This window comes from Thiomicrorhabdus sp. (genome assembly GCF_041583835.1).
Classification (GTDB): Bacteria; Pseudomonadota; Gammaproteobacteria; order Thiomicrospirales; family Thiomicrospiraceae; genus Thiomicrorhabdus.
The window spans coordinates 20,558-38,087 of the sequence record NZ_JBFHFC010000007.1 but is presented as its reverse complement, the minus strand read 5'-3'; the positions used below and the strand labels follow the sequence as shown (position 1 = coordinate 38,087).

Below are 17,530 nucleotides of genomic sequence, written 5' to 3'. Positions count from 1 at the left end.
GTCTCGATGAAACATGTAATTTCAATGTTAATAGAAAATGAGTCGGGTGCCTTATCGCGCGTGTCGGGTTTGTTCTCTGCCCGTGGCTATAACATTCATGCCCTAACGGTTGCACCGACCGAAGACGAGTCTTTGTCCCGTCTGACGTTGGTTACCAGCGGTACCGAGCAGCAGATCGAACAGATCGTGAAGCACCTTAACCGTCTGATTGACGTAGTTAAGGTACTTGATCTGACTGAAGGCGCACATATCGAGCGCGAACTGATGTTGATTAAGTTGCACGCCGTCGGTGAAGCACGTGACGAATACAAGCGTCTGACCGAGATCTTCCGTGGCGACATCATCGATGTGACTGCAACGACTTATACGGTACAGATGGTTGGTGAAAGTAAGAAGCTGGACGCGTTTATCGACGCGTTGGATTCAGGTCTTATTTTGGAAACCGTACGTTCCGGTACGGTCGGTGTGATGCGCGGAGAAAAGTGTTTACACATCTAAACGGTTTGTAGATAATTCCCCCAATTAAATTAAGCAGTTAATTTGACGCCGGGCGCAACAAGATCCTAAAAGATCGCGCTCAGTGTCATTAATTAAGAATTCAAAAAATAATAGATAGGAATAGATAAATGCAAGTTTATTACGATAAAGATTGTGACCTTTCAATCATCCAAAGTAAGAAAGTAGCCATCATCGGTTTTGGTTCTCAAGGTCACGCTCATGCAGCTAACCTTCAGGATTCTGGCGTTGACGTAACAGTTGGTTTGCGTCCTGGTTCATCTTCAATCAAAAAAGCGGAAGGTTACGGCCTAAAGACTGCTGATGTTGCAACTGCCGTTGCAGGTGCTGACGTTGTTATGATTTTGACTCCTGATGAATTCCAGTCTGTTCTATACAAAGAAGAGATCGAGCCGAACATCAAGCAGGGTGCTACACTTGCATTCGCACACGGTTTCGCAATCATCTATAACCAAATCCAGCCTCGTAAAGATCTTGACGTTATCATGATCGCTCCTAAGGCACCTGGTCACACTGTACGTTCTGAATTCGTTCGTGGCGGCGGTATTCCTGACCTAATCGCAGTTGAGCAAGACGCTTCCGGTAACGCTAAGGCAATCGCTCTTTCTTACGCTTCTGGTGTAGGTGGTGGACGTACTGGTATCATCGAAACAACTTTCCGTGACGAGTGTGAAACTGACCTATTCGGTGAGCAAGCGGTTCTTTGTGGTGGTGCGGTTGAGCTTGTTAAAGCTGGTTTCGACACTTTGGTTGAAGCGGGTTACGAGCCTGAAATGGCTTACTTCGAGTGTTTGCACGAATTGAAGTTGATCGTTGACCTAATGTTCGAAGGTGGTATCGCCGACATGAACTACTCAATCTCTAACAACGCTGAGTACGGTGAATATGTTACCGGTCCTCGCGTTATCAACGACGAATCACGTGCTGCAATGCGTCAGGCATTGAAAAACATCCAGACTGGTGAGTACGCTAAGCAGTTCATCCTTGAAGGACAAGCTGGTTACCCATCAATGACGGCTGCACGTCGTAACAACGCAGAGCACGGTATCGAAGTAGTTGGTAAGAAATTACGCGCTATGATGCCTTGGATCGCGTCGAACAAGATTGTTGACCAAGAGAAAAACTAATTTTTTAAAAGGTCTAGTTTGACCGATTTCTGTGTTGCTTTCCGGGTCGTGTACTCATTGTACACTTCCTCGAAAAGCGCCTTGAACTCGAACAAGCTATCTCCTTTTATATTATTGGTTATGAGAAAGCCGAGTCAGAAATGACTCGGCTTTTTTTGTTTCTGGCTTTTGATTTTTGGTTTCGGCTGGCAAATTGTAATTTTTTATATGGCTGTAAGAATCTTTGGTTCTGATAATTGATTACAAATATGGACAATTAGCCTGTTTTCTACGATATTAGCCTCTCTAAATTTTGATGCACGTGACGAGTAATTTTAAGAGGTTTTATATGGGAAAAAATAGATGGCTTATGGCCTTGGCCGCAGTAGGCGTTCATATTTGTATCGGTTCCGTTTACGCGTGGAGCGTCTACGTTAATCCGATTAAAGCGGAAATGAACTGGACGTTAACCGATGTCACTATCGCATTCAGTATCGCGATTTTCTTCTTGGGTTTATCTGCGGCCTTGATGGGCAAGTTCGTAGAGAAGAACGGTCCAAAAGTATCCGCGATTATCGCTGCCGTACTATTCGGTTTAGGTACTGCGGGCTCAGGTCTGGCCATCTTGATGGAATCCAAAATGCTTCTGTATTTCTTCTACGGAGTAATGGGAGGATGTGGATTGGGGATCGGTTATATCGCTCCGGTTTCCACATTGGTTACATGGTTCCCGGACAAGAGAGGTTTGGCGACAGGTCTGGCGATTATGGGATTCGGGTTTGCATCCGCCGTATGGGGACCAACCATCAAAGTATTGATCTCGTCCATCGGAGTGGCTTCGACGTTCATCGTTTTGGGTGCGGCTTATTTCGTCATCATGTTCGCGTCGGCCATGTATCTGGAAAAGCCGGAAGAGGGCTATTTGCCTGAAGGCTTCAAGAAAAAGGTGGAAGCCGGACACAAGACCATCAAACAAGACCTTGCCATGCTAGGGCTGCATGAAGCGGTTAAAACGCCAAGATTTTACGGTTTATGGCTGATGCTGTTTATCAACGTAACTTGCGGTATCGCGATTATCGGGGTGGCCTCGCCACTATTGCAGGAAGTGCTTGGCGTCTCTGCAATTGCAGCCGCTGCAGCGGTCGGTCTAATGGGGATCTTTAACGGTGCAGGTCGAATTTTCTGGGCGTCGTTATCGGATTATCTAACCAGACCGGTGGTCTATATCACCTTCTTTGCAACTCAAGCAGTGGCGTTTTATGTTTTGCCGTCGATTACCGAAATCATCATCTTCCAAGTAATTCTGTATTTCATCATGTCTTGTTACGGCGGTGGCTTTGCGTCCATTCCGGCGTATATCGGAGACATCTTCGGAACCAAAGAATTGGGTGCGATTCACGGCTATATCCTAACCGCCTGGGCTGCAGCCGGTTTGGTGGGGCCGCTGATTATCTCTATGGTCAAAGACGCCACCGGTTCCTATGCTGAAACACTGTATGTATTCTCAGGATTCTTTGTGGTTGCATTGTTGATCTCTATCGCCATGTTAATCAACATTAAATCCATTCAGAAGAAACAGAATGTAGCGTAATAAACAAATATTAGCGCTTCATACAAAGCTGAAGTTTTAAGAAAGCCGAGTCAGAAATGATTCGGCTTTTTTGTTTTTGCTAAATGTAATTTAGCATTGGAGTATATGTTTAGTATCTTTTACGATAAGTTCAAGTAGGTAGATATTTAAGAAGGCTTGTTAACTCATGATTCCTGAAAATTCATTTCTAAGAAATATACCTTTTTCGCTAGAGACTAAAACGATAATGGAATTGGAAGCAATTGCGTTTTCAATTGATGCTATTTATTTGAAGCATTATCAAGTATCAAAGTGGGCGGAAAATTGTGATGAGGTTTATTTTATTAATGCACCCTATCAAGAGCGACTGGAATTATTTTTGAATTTATGGTCAATTGTAGATCAGGCATATAATCTTCGAAGGTTGTTTAAAACTATTAAAAATCATGTGGTTATTGAACGTTTCTTGGATGTTACTGGGTCAGTACCAAATATGAGGAATGGGATGGATCACCTGCCAGAAAATATATCGAATAAAGCTGCTAAGAAAGGGAGTGTCATTCCTGTATATGGGGTGTTTTCGTTCGGTAAGTTTGAGCTTGAAGATGAAGGAGTGAATGTTGATGATTGTATGATATATACAATGACAGCAGGGTCTTTAACCCATTCTTCTCATAAATGGCCTGTTGCAAACCTTTCTTCAGGAAAGATTCTAGATTTACCTGTGGGTATGTTTGAGTTTACTGCTTTTGATTCCACTCTTGATATAAGTGCTTTGGTTAGACATTTACGAGAAATTGTACACCTGTTCGATACATCGGTAAGAGCCCATGTTGAATCTCAAATTAGAGAACAGTCAGAACAGAAAGGCTTGGATAGTGAGTCTTTGATGTCAAAGGGACCAGGTTCTATAGCTACGGTTATTAAAGGAAAGTTTATTTAACTTTTAACTTTGTAAACATGTTTTAACAATTTAAATTGAATAGGCATGCTCAATTTAAAAAGCCGCAATTAAGAGCGGCTTTTTTAATGCGTGGATATTTTGCAGGTTTGGGAATAGTATGAAGTGGGTTTGAAAGTAATGGGGATGGTTCGTTGAACTTTTTAATCGACAGTCACGAAAAGTTGAAAATAACAGATGAGGAAATATTTGATCTGTTATTCGAGGTTTACGTACAAGGCGGCTTTGTTTCGGCTGACGTTGCTGAATCGGTCTTTAATCCTTTATCGGTCAAAACACGAGGGATATTGTTTGCGGCTCGTGAACTCGAAACAAAAGAATTCGCAGGGATGGTTGTTCTTGTCCCACCGGGTTCAGGCATGATTGTCAGGGCGAAGGAGAATGAATGTGAAGTGCATTTGTTGGGCGTTAAGACAAAATTCAGAGGCGTGGGCTTGGGTCGAGAGTTGGTTTCTAAGGTCATAGAAACGGCTGAACAGAATGAATGGTCAAAGATTGTCTTATGGACTCAGAAACCCATGGTGGAAGCTCAGCATCTGTACGAGTCGTTGGGTTTTACACGAAAAGGCGAGATGGTTAAAAACGAGATTGTCTTTTGGGTGTATGAGCGATAACAAGGTCTGTTCAGTTACAACGCCTTGAAGGATTGTGAGAAAATATATCCTCAATTTTATTTGGGGTTGGTGGCACATGATACAAGCCGTGATTTTTGACATGGACGGAACACTGATTGATTCGGAGCCTATGTGGAAAGAGGCGGAAGAGCAGGTTTTTTCGTCTGTTGGCGTTGATGTTAATGAAGAGCTGTCCGCTAAAACGGCGTCGATGACAACCGATGAGGTCACGCGGTTTTGGTACAGTCATTGTCCTTGGACGGGCAAGAGTCTGGAACAAGTCGAAAATGAAGTAGTTGAGTGTGTTGAATCCTTGATCACCGAAAAGGGTGTGGCGATGGAAGGGGTTAACGAGATCTTGGAGCTATTCCATAAGAACAACTTAAAAATCGGTCTGTCTACCAATTCGCCTCACCGACTTATTCCTGTCGTTTTGAAAAAGTTGGGTATTGTGGACTATTTCCAAGCCATTTCTTCTTCCGAGCATGAAGAGAAAGGGAAGCCGCATCCGGCAGTCTATTTATCTACCGTCAAAAAACTGCGGGTTTCGCCCGAGAAATGCATTGCGTTTGAAGATTCTCTTTCCGGAATTCTAGCGGCGAAAGAGGCGAATATGAAAACTGTCGCCGTTCCCTCTAAATTAGAATTTGCACATTCAAAATTTGATGTTTCGCATTTGAAACTTGAGAGTTTGCTGGCATTTAAAGATAAGCATTTAAAAATGCTGGCTAGTAATCTCTAGTTCTATTCTTGAATTGAGCGGAAGAAAAACCGAACAGGCCTGTCCAGTTTAAAAAAGTAATAAAAAAAGCCGCTTAAAAGCGGCTTTTTTGGTTTGGCAGATTATAAACTCACCACTGTCAGGGTACTCAACCACCACATAAGTGCGATCGAGCCGAATGTCAGGATGATTCCCCAGATGATTGCTTTGATTCCGTTCATGTCAGCCTCCTTATTGCTGTTGGCCGAGAGAGGCGTAGTATTCGGCTAAAGCTTCGATCTCCGCATCCGTCAGTTCGTGAGTGAATTGAGACATTCCCTCGTTAACGTCATTGTGGCGATCTTTGCTTTGGTACGCTTTCATTGTACGCACGAAGTATTCAGGTACTTGTCCCGCCAATGCCGGCGTGATGTCGTTACCTTCGCCGTGCGCACCGTGACACGAAGCGCAAGGTGTGATCAGACGAGAAACATCGCCTTTACGCACGACACGATCCGTTTTGGAGTGCATTTCGTTATCTAGTTCTCTGGCGTATTTCCAGTTTTCAGTCGGCTGTTGCGCATAGAATGCCGCAACGTCGGCAATCTGCTGTTCGTCCAGAGCACGCGCCAGTTTGACCATGATGTTTGCCTGCTTATAGCTTTCCCAACGACGACCGTCCTGATAATCCAACATCATTTTGATGGTGTATTCCGCAGGTTGTCCTTTCAAGGAAGCGTAGTTGCGGGAAGGCGATTCGCCTTTCTCGCCGTGACACGCGTTACACATCATCTGTGCGTGAATGTCTTGACCGCGCATTGGATCGCCTTTCGGCATTTCCTGTAATTTACTGGCCAATCCGAAGTTGCTCCACGGATTCGTTTCGGGTTTGGCATCGTGGCCGGCATAAACCATCGTGGAAATACTTGCCATGGCGATGGTTAATAGGGTTTTTCTAATCATGTTGTTTTCCTCACCATTAACCATTAAGAGAATACGTCTTTAACAAATTCACGCTGCCAGTTTTTCTGATAAACGGCTTCTAGAATAGGTTGTGCGGCTTTATCGGTAATCGGTGAGACACCGGCCGATTTCCCTTTTGGCTGGATCAGACCGTCGCGTACCTCGTAGATCGCTGCGATGGAGACCCCGTAGTTTTCACCCGCCAAGCTGTAACAAACGTTGGAGTAGATCGCGACACCCGGTGCCTGTCCCTTCAAGCTGTCGGCTACGGCTCTAGCGCAGACTTTTGCCTGAGAGTTGGCCGAGTAACCGGACTTAGGCATGGCATCGGCAATACTACTGTCACCCAGTACATACACTTCTTTGTGTAGTGACGATTCCATCGAGTTGCGTTCGATCGGGCACCAACCGGAAGCATTGGTCAAGCCAAGTTCCTGAGCCAGTTTACCGGCACGTTGGTTAGGGATGATGTTGATGACGTCGGCTTTATGATCTCCGCCGTCGGTTTCTACCACCATTTCCTTAGCATGTAGTGCAACCACACGGCCGCCGTCTGAGCCGGAGACCCAGTCAATCAATGAGTTGTCGGTTTTGTAACCGTAAAGACGTTCCCAGGCTTTCTTGAAAGGTCCGTCCTTAGTGAATCGGTCTTTAGGGTCCAGTACTAGCAACTTAGCCGTCGGGTTATGCTTCTTGAAGTATTCCGCAAAGAACGACGCACGCTCATAAGGTCCGGGAGGGCAGCGGAACGGGTTTTGAGGGGGGGCGATAATCGCAGTTCCGCCCTGTGGCATCGCCAATAGCTGTCTTCTCAATTCAAGGGTCTGTGGACCGGCTTTGTATGCGTGCGGGAATTTGCCCGCGGCCAATTCGGCATCGTAACCTTCGTAATCTTCAAATTTGAAGTCGATCCCCGGAGAGACCACCAGCTTGTCGTAAGAGAAGCTTTCGCCTTTGGCCGTGCGCACGGTCTTCTTGTCAAAATCCGCACCGATTACTTTGTCGATGACGACGTTCACGTTGTATTTGGATTTGATGGTGTCCAGATTGAAAGTCAGTTCATCCAACGTGTGCATACCGACGATGACATCGTTACTGCGCAAACAGGTGATGTATTCAGGGTATTGCTCGATGATGGTGATCTTGACGTCAGGATCGGCAAAACGCAGGTATTTGGCAAAGGTCGAACCGCCGACACCGCCGCCTAATACGACAACGTGCTGTGCATCTTTGGCGAAAGCCTTGCTGCTGGCTCCGAAAATTCCGGTACCCGCTACCGCGGTGGCACCGAAAACTTTGATTAGGTCACGACGAGTGATTTTGCTGTCGAATGTTTTGTGTTCGAGTTGGCTCATTGTTGACCTCCGGTAGAGTTAGACTTTTGAGCATTTTGTGATTCTGTGAGGCTGGTGTTTTCCCACTGCTTAACCGGTTGTTTTTCAAACCAGTAGGCCATGGCTTCGATTTCGGCATCGGTAAAACCGCGTGCCACGCGATCCATGATGATTGCAGGGCGGGTGCCTTCACGATAAGCAATCATGGCTTTAATGAACTGTTCCGCAGGCATGCCGGCCAGCGGCGGCATAGCTTCGAGGAATTCCTGTCCGTTAGTGCCGTGGCATGGCGCACATTGCCACGCCATCGCTGCACCGCTGGCGATCGGATTTTGAGCGTCGGCGGCCGCAGGTTGAATCAAGGCAAAAGCCAAAGCGGGTGTAAATAAATACGATAATTTCATGTTTGACTCCTTACTGCGCCCAAATATAGAAACCGACGACAAAGAACTGCACCATCCAAATGGCTACAATCCAGATGGCGATGGTTCCAAGGCGATCGACAGTGGCACTTGGTGTATAGACACCGACGGTTTGACCTGTTTTCCAGGCGACGGTTAGGAAGTAGCTCAATACAACCCCGCCGACGATTGCGAAAGTCAGGAAGAACAGACCTGTCGAATACCAATCCATGACCACTTTGTAATCCATGAAGTCATAGTGGAAGAAGTCGTTCAGTATGCCGTAGCGCAACATCTCGCGAGAGATGGCGACCACTAAACCGACCACTAAAGCCATCGGCAATGCCATGTAGCTGCAGAAGCGTGCTTCACCGCGTAGACGAATCATGGCCCATAAGGCGTAGAAGATCACCGCGATACCACCTGCAATTCCCCAGAAAGAGGTTGCAAAATCACCGGCTGTTTCCGGAAGGGTCATCATCCAGGCAACATATAAAATCGCAGAGATAACGGAACCGACTTTAATCCATTTTTTACCTAAATCGGCTGCCCAGTTCAGGTAGTCGTGGTCGGCATCTTCGCGAACCGATTTAAAGCGTCGGTAAGTAACCAGCATGCCCCCGGTAACCGGAATCGCTAAGCTGATGAAGAACGCAAATCGCCAGATGTTATAAGCATGCAGTTTGGAACCGGAATAATCGAGAACGCCGTTTTGCATATACCATTCTTTCCACAGTTCAGGATGCAGGATTGCGCTGGTTAAACTGTGCATGATAAATCCGACGGTCAGCATCAAAATCAAGCTTAGAATCATCGACCAACGTGATTTAGGTTGAACGGTTTTGTCGGCGTTCTTGCTGTTCTGGAAGTAGTAGAAGTACATTGCCCAGTAAGCCAAAATTAGAATAACGATAAAGCCGATAACCCATTGCGCCGAAAGTACGTTGGAAGTGTACCAGTGCGGATCGTATACCACCTGTACGAACAGTAACGGCGCAACCCCGATAACGATGGCGACCGACACCGAAACCTTGGCGATCTCGAGCATGGCGGCCCCTAACCGACGCCAGTAGAAATTCTGGCTGAAAGCGCCGAACAGAGTGATTGCGGAAGTGCCGAGCATAAGCTGTACGAACAGAATGTGCAGGGCAAAGGTCAATACGCCTAATCCGATGAAAATGATCGGGTAAGTAGGTACGCCCGCCGGATTGCGCAGGGCGTACATCATCTCGGTAACTTGAGCGACTTGAGAAGCGTCCATTATTTCACCTCCTGTGGAAGAGTCAGAGCGGCAACTTTATCGGCGGCTTGTTTTTCAGCCAGAGCGCGATTGCGGTTTTCCACTTCTTGTTTGATGGCGGCGACAACGGCATCTTGCCCGCCTTCTTTATTCATGACCAAATAAGCGGACAGAGCTTTCACTTCAGAATCCAACATTGGCATTTTCGGCATGTAAGCGATGTTTCCTGTTGTGAGAACACCTTTTACATATTTCTCCATACGCTCCTGAGTGATTCCGTCAGGGAAATAACGGTACAGAGGGCGAATCCCGGTTTTGCTAGGCGAATGGCAGTTAGAGCAGTACACCATGGCAATGAATTCCCCGGCTTGAATCATGTTCTGGTCGTTGACTTCTTTTAATTCAGCCGGTGTAAACGGATGCGCCTTTAAAATCCCGACTTTTTCGATGGTCGGTAATTGGGATTTGATGCTCATGCCCGGAACGTCGCGTCCGATGACCTGATTCGAGTAGACGTATTGACCGGCTACCCAAGGTTTACGCATGGATTCTCGCGCCGTCTCTTCCGGCCATAAACCGGCGACCAGAATGGTTACGGACATAAAGCCAGCAAACCCGGTTACCAGCGTTTTAGGCTGTAGCATGGTGATGATGAAGTACGCCAGAGTACCCGCCAATACGGCTACGATACTTGGAATAAAGTAATCCGGTAGACGGTTTTCCATAACCAGTAAGGCCTGATCCGGAACCGAAGTCAGATACCATTGAAACATTGCCGCACCGATCAAGGTTGAGATAATCCCAAGCCAACCCAGCTTACGCGCCATCTCTTTTTTGAATGCAGGGTCTTTAATACCCGCAACGACAATGCCCCCGACAACGGCCGTCATGGTGAACATGAAAGCGACACGCATTCCTAGTTGGATGAAGGTATTGGTTCCGTAGAAACCGTTCAGATAACCGCCTTCGGTAAACCACTGTTCTTTACCCGGTAGCATCATGAAAGATAGGATACCGACGATAATCACCATGGTTGCCAGTGAGGCCAAACCGAAGATGACCGAGATTTTCATATGGGTCTTTTTATCGACTCGACCCACTAGGTAGACAATCATATAAACACCGACCACTTCGATGACGAAGAAGACCCATTCGGTCGCCCATTTCCACACGAACGAATGAATCAGAGCGCCGATGCCGTTCGGGCTGGCGACGGTGGTCGAATACCAAATACCAGGTCCGGTGATTGAACCGGCAACGTAAGTAAAGACCAGCAAGAACAAGCCGTATTTCTTAACAAAATCCAGTAAGTCCTCACGATCTTCTCTGTAAGCTTTATGAGAAAGGTAAGCGAATAGTAGAGCAGCTCCTACCGAGGTATGCGAGGCGAGTACGTGGAAGGTTGCAATCAAGGCAACCACCCAGCCCGAACCTACGGTGGGTTCGTACCAAGTTGGATAAAGGCTAATAAGATCCATTGGGATTTCCTTACGATTAGTTTAGTTTATGTGGCATAAGCATAAGTTATGTAAGCTGTATTGTAGGAAAAAGAGGGCTTATGTGTGTTCAAAATATTTTATGAGAGATACATTAAAATACTTATGGTTGTTTCAGTAATCGATATTACACATTGGAGTGTGAAACACAATGGCAAAGGTGTAAAAAAAATAAATTGGCGGTGTGTTGAGTCGTAAATGCCGTTAGGTCGGGAGGATCTATGAACGGTGATTAAAAGGGACTGAAAATGCGTTTTTTAAAAAGGGGAATGTATTTCGGCCAGGTGTTAAGTCGGCGTCAGGCGGTTATTACAGGTATTAAAAAGGCCGGAGTGTTTTCCGGCCTTTAGACTTTTCAATTCGAATGATACTTGTTTGCGAGCGGACTTTTAGGGATTAATCTTAAAGCCGTCCGGGCGTTGTCATCGATTAGTCGTTTATAGGGTGAAGCTGTCCGGCATTTGAGCGTTGACTAGGGCTTTTAAGTCGGTTTCGAACAAGCTTTCCGTTTCCCATTCCGATTCGCTGATGCGCGTCAGCACCTCTGCCGTCATTGCCGGAGATTGTCCGCAAATAACCGCTAGTCGGCCGCCCAGGTTGAGTTTTTCTTTATAGGCTTGCGGGATAGTTGCAACCGAGCCGGTCAATACGATTACATCGTAAAGTTTACCGTCGTTCCAATCCTGGCTGGCGTCGCCGATCTGGAAATCGATGTTGTTGTAATCTTTCAGGCGCTCTTTGGCGATTTGCTGAAGATCTTCATGGATTTCAACCGTTGTAACGGATTCACCTAAACTTGCCATTAAAGCGGTCATGAAACCGCTCCCGGTTCCGACTTCAAGTACGGTGTCGGTGTCGTCGATGTCCAAGGCCTGTAATAATTTGGCTTCCACTTTTGGGGCCATCATCACTTCGTCGTGACCGATCGGCAGTTCGATATCGCTGTAAGCCAAAGACTGTTTTGAATCCTCGACAAACTGGTGACGAGGCACTTCAAGAAACAGATCAAGAACTTTTTGGTCAAGTACATCCCACGGACGAATTTGTTGTTCTACCATGAAAAAACGAGCTTGATCAAAATTCATAACAGGTTCCTTTAAATAAGCTATTTCTACAACAAGCGACATTGATATTACGAATAGTCATATGCGCCTGGGTGTGTTCAATATTTATAATTCAGCCGCTCATTATATATAAAAATATAAGAAAACGTTTACTTAATATCCGCCTGATTTTTATCGGCGTTACCTAGATTGTTATTCCAGAGTTTTTGTCTGCAATGTTATGATTGCGAAATGAATATGCTTAATTCCCAACATCCCTATCACCGGTTATCCGAACGGCAGCGCGGTGAATTACCCGAATTAACCGCTTATGAAGTTGTGCCGCCTAAATTCGAAGACAGTACCAACCGGTTGTGGACGGTCAATTACCGGACTGACGGCGGTAACGAAGAGGCGATACTGAAACTGTGCCATCCGCTGGATATTGAAAGTTCGGAATTCTGGCAGGGGATGAAGGTCTTGTTTGGCGTTTCTTTTCCGCATCAAATGGCCGATTATGTCAAAGTTTACGAGTTGGTTTCGCAATGGAGTCCTTTGAAAGTTCCGCCGTTGGTTGCCGCCCGTTCCAGTCATGAGGATTTTGCCGGTTGTTTGTTGACGCGTAAATTACCCGGTCTGGAAGTGCAAGGAGAGCAACTTACCAAAGAGGTCGCGGCCCGGTTAGGGCATCATGTGGGCAGTTTGCATCGGCACAAATCGGAACGGTTTGGCGTGCTGTTCGCGCCGCAGAATTCGGCCGATCGATGGACGGGCGGAGTGCTTAATGCCGTTGTGCAGTTGGCTCGACAAAAAGCGGTTTCGGTAGAAGCTTATCGGTTGGAACTGGAAGCGTTTGAGCGCACTTTTTCGGGAGATGAAAAAGAGTTTGTGCCGATTATGCTCGACCTGCGTTGGGATCAGTTTTTAATTCACCAACAGCAGTTGCACGCTTTGGTCGATTTGGATGCGATGGTGTGGGGTGCGCGGGAACTGGAATTTGTATTGTTGGAATATCTTTTGGACGAATCCTTGTGGCAGGGCTTTATAGATGCATATATTGAATACCGGGATTTGCCGGAATTGGATTCGGTAAGAACGGTTTACCGTTTGTTGTTGTTTTTTATGAATGTGTTGGGTGAAGAATCGCTTGAAGCGTGGATGTCCGCTCCAAGACGACTTTAATGGTCAGGGTGCAGTGTTCTGATTTCCCGAAGCAGGGGCTTTGCTTTCTTCTCTGCGGAGTTTTATCCAATTGAAGTATCCCACTACAGCCAGAACCAGATAGACGGCGAACATGACGATGGTCACGTAGTATCCGGTTTGCCAGTACAGCGCAATGGCCGCCGTGTCGATTACCAGCCAATACAGCCAGTTCTCCAGTATTTTGCGAGCCATTAAGACGGTATTCATGACCGAAAATACGGTGACAAACGCATCCAGATACGGCAGTCGGGATTGAACGACGTTTTCCAGATAGAGACCGGTCAGTACGCTGAGTACGGCACCCGCCGCAATGAGGCGTATATGAAACCGGGTAGGCCGGGTCGAAATCGCCAGATCGTCTTTTTTATCGTCGTGACGGCGCCATAGCATGAAGCCGTAAACCGCCATCGCCATATAATAAAAGTTGAGCAGCGCCTGCATCGGTAACTGGCCTTCCCAGAAGAGTACCGTATAGATAACGGTGCTGGCGAAAGCCGCGGGCCAGCACCAGACCGATTCTTTTGCCGCCAGGATGACGTATAAAATGCCGAGTCCTGCAGCGACGGTTTCCCATCCCGATAGGGCGAGAAAGCTGTCGATTACCGTTTGTATGAGGTTGTCATTTGCAAGCATCGATCACCGCCGCCGATCGGTCAACACCGACAATCTTGAGTACGAACACGCTGTGTGGAATCTTTTCCAGAACGTCTTTCATATCTTGAGTCATCTCTTTCATGACGCTGTCGAAATCTCCGAATACTTGCGTGCTTAAGCTGTTACGGGCAATTGTCAAATCCGGGTTCTGTTCCAAACGGGCGATGAAATCCAGAATGGGCTGGCAGTAATCCTCTTGAAGCGGGTACATACTGATATCGACTGAAACTCTCATTTTATTTTCCGTTAATTGATTTTATCTATTTGTTTTAATTATAAAAAAACGGACTGTAAAAGTCCGTTTTATATGAGGTTAGAAGAATACGCGAGCGGTGATTCCCAACTGTCTTGGATCACCCAAACGAACGTATTTGGATGGATTCGTCCAAGGCGGGTTGAAGTCGAAGTAATAACCTCTCGTCGCATAGGTTTCGTCGGTCAGGTTCTTGCCCCATAGATAGATTTCGTAATCCTCGGTTTCGTAACCGATTCGAGCGTTCACAAGGTGATACGGATCGGATTCGATGTTGTGGGTATTGTCGAAGTAGAACTTGTCCACGGCCGTTACGTCACCTTGTGCATAGAAGCCGTTGCTTGCGCGGTATTTGACGCCAAGGTTGAACTGGTAGTTCGGTGCGTGCGCCTGTTCGCGGTCGCTGATGGTGAAGCCGGAATTCAGTGGCGTACCTTCTACTTTGGTTTGAATCAGTCCCATGCTTCCGTACAGATTCCAGTTGGTGTTCGCCTGCCAATCGAAGTCACCTTCCAGACCGTAGTTCTGGGCGCTATCGAAGTTTTCGGTATAGAACACCCAAGCGGTAAAAGAACTAGGGTCGTAGGTATAGCCGTCTAATTGAGGATTTTGGCGATCCATATAGAAAGCGGTGATGTTGGTCTTCAAACCTAATGCGGCGAAATTGGATTTCAGCCCGATTTCATAGTTCATCAGGGTTTCCGCATCGTAGGTCACGTATTGGCTTGGCGTACCGGCAGGTTGTCCCGCATTGAATCCTCCGGCTTTGTAACCGCGGGTAATTCCTGTGAAAGCGGTATGGGTATCGTTGTATTTATAACGATACGTCAGGTTCGCTCCCCATAGGGTTTCATCCGGGGTGTAGTGTTCGCCTGCGCTATTGGTGAAGTCGCTAGCGTCGTTTTCAATGCGTAAGCCCGCAGTAATGGTGGCTTTTGGCGTCATGGCATAATCAAGTTGTCCGAAACCGGCCAGTTTGTTAAGGCTGAAATCGGAACTGCTGTTGCCCCAATATTCGGTTTTGTTGGTTTCATCCAATTTTGAGCCGTAAAGACCGAACAACCAGTCGGTATTATCATTGATGCGGGACTTTGGCGTCGAAGTCCAGCGCAATTCCTGACTCATGGTTCTACGGTGCTTGTTATTCAAATAAGTTCCGGCGCTTGAGGCCGTCCAGTCTTCGTCATAACTGTAAGTCATGTCGGAATTGGCTAACGTGGTTTTACTGGTAAAGACATAGTTTGGATCGCCTTTCCATTCCGCTTTTACCGATCCGGCATTCGAAAGCTGTGCATCTTTGCCCGGCTGGTTTGATAGGGTGGTGAAGCTGTTGTCACGAGACCAGGCGTCATAACCGTTGTTGAGGTCGGCATGCAGTAAAGAAACATCCACGGTGGTGTTTGGATTCGGGAATAGGCGTACTTTTCCGCGTATCGTCAATTCATCGCGCCCGTTGGTATCGGTACGGTTCAACGTGTCGTTGGTACGGAAGCCGTCGCTGGTGTGCTTGAAAATGGCGATGCGGTATTGGGCAGCGTCTTCTTCGGAGCTGACCGGGCCGCTCGTCATTAAACCGAATTCTTTCAGGTTGTCCTGTCCGCCGCTCGCTTCGATCATGCTTTCTCGATAAGGCGTCGGATCGTTTGTTTCGATATTGATCAAACCGCCGATGGCGCTTTGTCCGTAACGGGTGTTTTGCGGGCCGCGTAAGACTTCGACTTGCTTGATGTCGAACAAGTTGCCGACCATGCCGATGCCGCTGAAATCGATATCGTCAATCGCAAAACCGACACTGGCATTGGGTGCGCCGGTGTATTCGTCGCGTTCGCCGATACCGCGGATCTGAATGTGACGTGCACGGGAAGACTGACCTGAAAAGTTGACGTTCGGTGTTTTTAAAAGGATGTCGTCAAAATGAACGGCGCCTTGATCTTGAAGTTCGGCGTTATCTTTGATGTCGACGCTGGCAGGAATGTCTTGTTCCGAAGTGGTTCGTAAGTCGGCATGAACCATGACAGGTTTCAATTCTTCGGCCAGAACGTTTGTGGAGGCTAGGGCTGCGGAAAGGGCAAGCGCTAAGGGCTTTAATTTCATTTTAGTTCCTTTTAAATAACTTAAAAGGACAGGGCGTACATTCGAAATGAACTCTTTCAATAGAGTCGAGTTGTGGAATAATGTGCTGCCTGTCCCTACGCCAGTATTAACTGGATCAGGTTCGGAGGGTTCCTTCGTGAAACGGAAGATCTCAGGCCGCTTTGGCCACCCCTTGGCGAATAAGTATGAATTTTATACTTATATAAAAAACTGAGCGGATTTTATCTCATTTTTATGTAAAAATTAATGCCCAATGTGAAATAACATATTGTTTATACGGATATTAGCTTAACAGGAAAGGAAATATGTCATCAGAATCAACGAAAAAACCAAGTGTCAGTAAGGTGATTATCGAACGCCTCCATGCGTTAGACGATTTACCTCATTTTCCTGATGCTTTGATGAAGTTGGAACGTCTGTTGGCGAGTGGCGAAGATATCCATATTGACGACATCGTTCAGTTGATTGCACAGGATCCGCGTTTGGCGGCCGGGTTGATCGGCGTGGTGAATACCGCTAAATATTGGATGGGAGAAAAGGTCACGGACTTGTCCGATGCGGTTATCCGTATCGGTACCCAGGACGTTCGAATGATGGCGCACGCCATCAACTATAAATCGACATTTAAGTCGAAGCCGCCGTTTAGCGAAAAACATTTCTTGCGTCATGCATTGCTATCGGCATTTGTCGCTCAGTCGCTAGGGAAGGCATTGCACGTAAATACCGGCGAGTCTTTTCTAAGCGGGTTGATGCATGATATCGGGATTTACTTGTTGTCGGTCGAAGATCGCGATAAATACCTTGAGGTGATGCGCCTGACTGATTATGACATCAACAAATTGTCGGCGGCCGAGAATAAGGTTTACGGTACGAACCATGCCCTTATGAGTGCCCGCTTGCTTCAGCAGTGGAAGTTTCCGCAGGAAATCATCATGGGGGTCGCGAATCACCACACCCCAGCCAAGGCGGGGGAGCAGTTCAAACCGTTTGCGTATATTACGTTCTTGTCCGAGCAGGCGGCTTTACGTCTAGGAATCGATAACGGGGTGGCGGATCTGCCTGAAGAGGATCGCGAGGCACCTTCCGAAGAGTTGTTGGCTGCATTGGACTACTTTGGTTTGGCGTTGGAAGATTACGATGAACTGATTCAGAAAGCCTACGATACCGCCGAACAGGCGGGCATGCTTTAATCTTGCTCTTATTTGTTTCATTGACTATAAAGAAACCGGCCTGCTTGCCGGTTTTTTTTTCGGGGTTATCTTGTTGCTTGCCTTTAAGTAACTGTTACGCAAAAAATTTATAACAAAAATCGTTTCAAATACCACATGATCAAATAAGAAAATGCTAAAATACTCAGCTTGTTTTTTAATTTGTACATCAAA

The 17,530-nt window shown here is 46.7% G+C and carries 17 protein-coding genes and 1 riboswitch; of the genes, 8 read left to right on the top strand and 9 right to left on the bottom strand.

Going from position 1 to position 17,530, the window contains the following annotated elements; all coding sequences use genetic code 11:
- The first annotated feature begins 6 nt into the window (after nucleotides 1-6).
- The 6 genes from ilvN to hxpB all read left to right on the top strand — a co-directional run bounded on the left by ilvN (nucleotide 7) and on the right by hxpB (nucleotide 5,509).
- Nucleotides 7-498, top strand: coding sequence for an acetolactate synthase small subunit (gene ilvN, locus ABY044_RS05480; protein ID WP_373018981.1), 492 nt, complete (start codon nucleotides 7-9; stop codon nucleotides 496-498).
- A 128-nt stretch (nucleotides 499-626) separates the two neighbouring features.
- Nucleotides 627-1,643, top strand: coding sequence for a ketol-acid reductoisomerase (gene ilvC / locus ABY044_RS05475; RefSeq protein ID WP_373018979.1), 1,017 nt, complete (start codon nucleotides 627-629; stop codon nucleotides 1,641-1,643).
- Between the two features lie 328 nt (nucleotides 1,644-1,971).
- A complete protein-coding gene (locus ABY044_RS05470; RefSeq protein WP_373018977.1) occupies nucleotides 1,972-3,213 on the top strand; it encodes an OFA family MFS transporter in 1,242 nt (413 codons plus the stop codon).
- A gap of 166 nt (nucleotides 3,214-3,379) precedes the next feature.
- Complete coding sequence (locus tag ABY044_RS05465; RefSeq protein ID WP_373018975.1) at nucleotides 3,380-4,135, top strand: hypothetical protein; 756 nt, start codon at nucleotides 3,380-3,382, stop codon at nucleotides 4,133-4,135.
- Nucleotides 4,136-4,287: 152 nt separating this feature from the next.
- Nucleotides 4,288-4,767 (top strand): GNAT family N-acetyltransferase, encoded by a 480-nt coding sequence (locus tag ABY044_RS05460; protein ID WP_373018973.1) that lies wholly within the window; start codon nucleotides 4,288-4,290, stop codon nucleotides 4,765-4,767.
- Nucleotides 4,768-4,843: 76 nt separating this feature from the next.
- A complete protein-coding gene (gene hxpB / locus ABY044_RS05455) occupies nucleotides 4,844-5,509 on the top strand; it encodes a hexitol phosphatase HxpB (protein ID WP_373018971.1) in 666 nt (221 codons plus the stop codon).
- Between the two features lie 210 nt (nucleotides 5,510-5,719).
- Here hxpB and ABY044_RS05450 read toward each other — a convergent pair whose 3' ends face one another.
- From ABY044_RS05450 to ABY044_RS05425, 6 genes are all read right to left on the bottom strand, one after another.
- Nucleotides 5,720-6,430, bottom strand: coding sequence for a cytochrome c (locus ABY044_RS05450; RefSeq protein ID WP_373018969.1), 711 nt, complete (start codon nucleotides 6,428-6,430; stop codon nucleotides 5,720-5,722).
- Nucleotides 6,431-6,453: 23 nt separating this feature from the next.
- Complete coding sequence (locus ABY044_RS05445) at nucleotides 6,454-7,785, bottom strand: FCSD flavin-binding domain-containing protein (protein ID WP_373018967.1); 1,332 nt, start codon at nucleotides 7,783-7,785, stop codon at nucleotides 6,454-6,456.
- On the bottom strand, nucleotides 7,782-8,168 hold the full coding sequence (locus ABY044_RS05440) for a cytochrome c (protein WP_373018965.1): 387 nt from the start codon (nucleotides 8,166-8,168) through the stop codon (nucleotides 7,782-7,784). The genes ABY044_RS05445 and ABY044_RS05440 overlap by 4 nt, the downstream gene beginning before the upstream one ends.
- Nucleotides 8,169-8,178: 10 nt before the next feature.
- Nucleotides 8,179-9,426: a hypothetical protein gene (locus ABY044_RS05435; protein WP_373018963.1), complete on the bottom strand. Its 1,248-nt coding sequence runs from the start codon at nucleotides 9,424-9,426 to the stop codon at nucleotides 8,179-8,181.
- Complete coding sequence (locus ABY044_RS05430; RefSeq protein WP_373018961.1) at nucleotides 9,426-10,883, bottom strand: cytochrome c; 1,458 nt, start codon at nucleotides 10,881-10,883, stop codon at nucleotides 9,426-9,428. Before ABY044_RS05430 ends, ABY044_RS05435 begins: the two co-directional genes overlap by 1 nt.
- Nucleotides 10,884-11,338: 455 nt before the next feature.
- Nucleotides 11,339-11,986, bottom strand: coding sequence for a protein-L-isoaspartate O-methyltransferase (locus ABY044_RS05425; protein WP_373018959.1), 648 nt, complete (start codon nucleotides 11,984-11,986; stop codon nucleotides 11,339-11,341).
- Nucleotides 11,987-12,196: 210 nt separating this feature from the next.
- On the opposite strand from ABY044_RS05425, the gene ABY044_RS05420 reads away from it, so the two are divergent.
- The gene (locus tag ABY044_RS05420; protein WP_373018957.1) at nucleotides 12,197-13,126 is read left to right on the top strand and encodes a hypothetical protein; all 930 of its coding nucleotides are present in this window, start codon (nucleotides 12,197-12,199) and stop codon (nucleotides 13,124-13,126) included.
- A gap of 3 nt (nucleotides 13,127-13,129) precedes the next feature.
- Here ABY044_RS05420 and pnuC read toward each other — a convergent pair whose 3' ends face one another.
- The 3 genes from pnuC to ABY044_RS05405 all read right to left on the bottom strand — a co-directional run bounded on the left by pnuC (nucleotide 13,130) and on the right by ABY044_RS05405 (nucleotide 16,148).
- A complete protein-coding gene (gene pnuC / locus ABY044_RS05415; RefSeq protein WP_373018955.1) occupies nucleotides 13,130-13,780 on the bottom strand; it encodes a nicotinamide riboside transporter PnuC in 651 nt (216 codons plus the stop codon).
- Nucleotides 13,767-14,036: a hypothetical protein gene (locus tag ABY044_RS05410; RefSeq protein WP_373018953.1), complete on the bottom strand. Its 270-nt coding sequence runs from the start codon at nucleotides 14,034-14,036 to the stop codon at nucleotides 13,767-13,769. Before ABY044_RS05410 ends, pnuC begins: the two co-directional genes overlap by 14 nt.
- 78 nt (nucleotides 14,037-14,114) lie before the next feature.
- Nucleotides 14,115-16,148 (bottom strand): TonB-dependent receptor, encoded by a 2,034-nt coding sequence (locus ABY044_RS05405; protein WP_373018951.1) that lies wholly within the window; start codon nucleotides 16,146-16,148, stop codon nucleotides 14,115-14,117.
- Between the two features lie 74 nt (nucleotides 16,149-16,222).
- Nucleotides 16,223-16,331: riboswitch (TPP riboswitch) on the bottom strand.
- Nucleotides 16,332-16,453: 122 nt separating this feature from the next.
- On the opposite strand from ABY044_RS05405, the gene ABY044_RS05400 reads away from it, so the two are divergent.
- Complete coding sequence (locus tag ABY044_RS05400; RefSeq protein ID WP_373018949.1) at nucleotides 16,454-17,338, top strand: HDOD domain-containing protein; 885 nt, start codon at nucleotides 16,454-16,456, stop codon at nucleotides 17,336-17,338.
- Nucleotides 17,339-17,530: the final 192 nt, after the last annotated feature.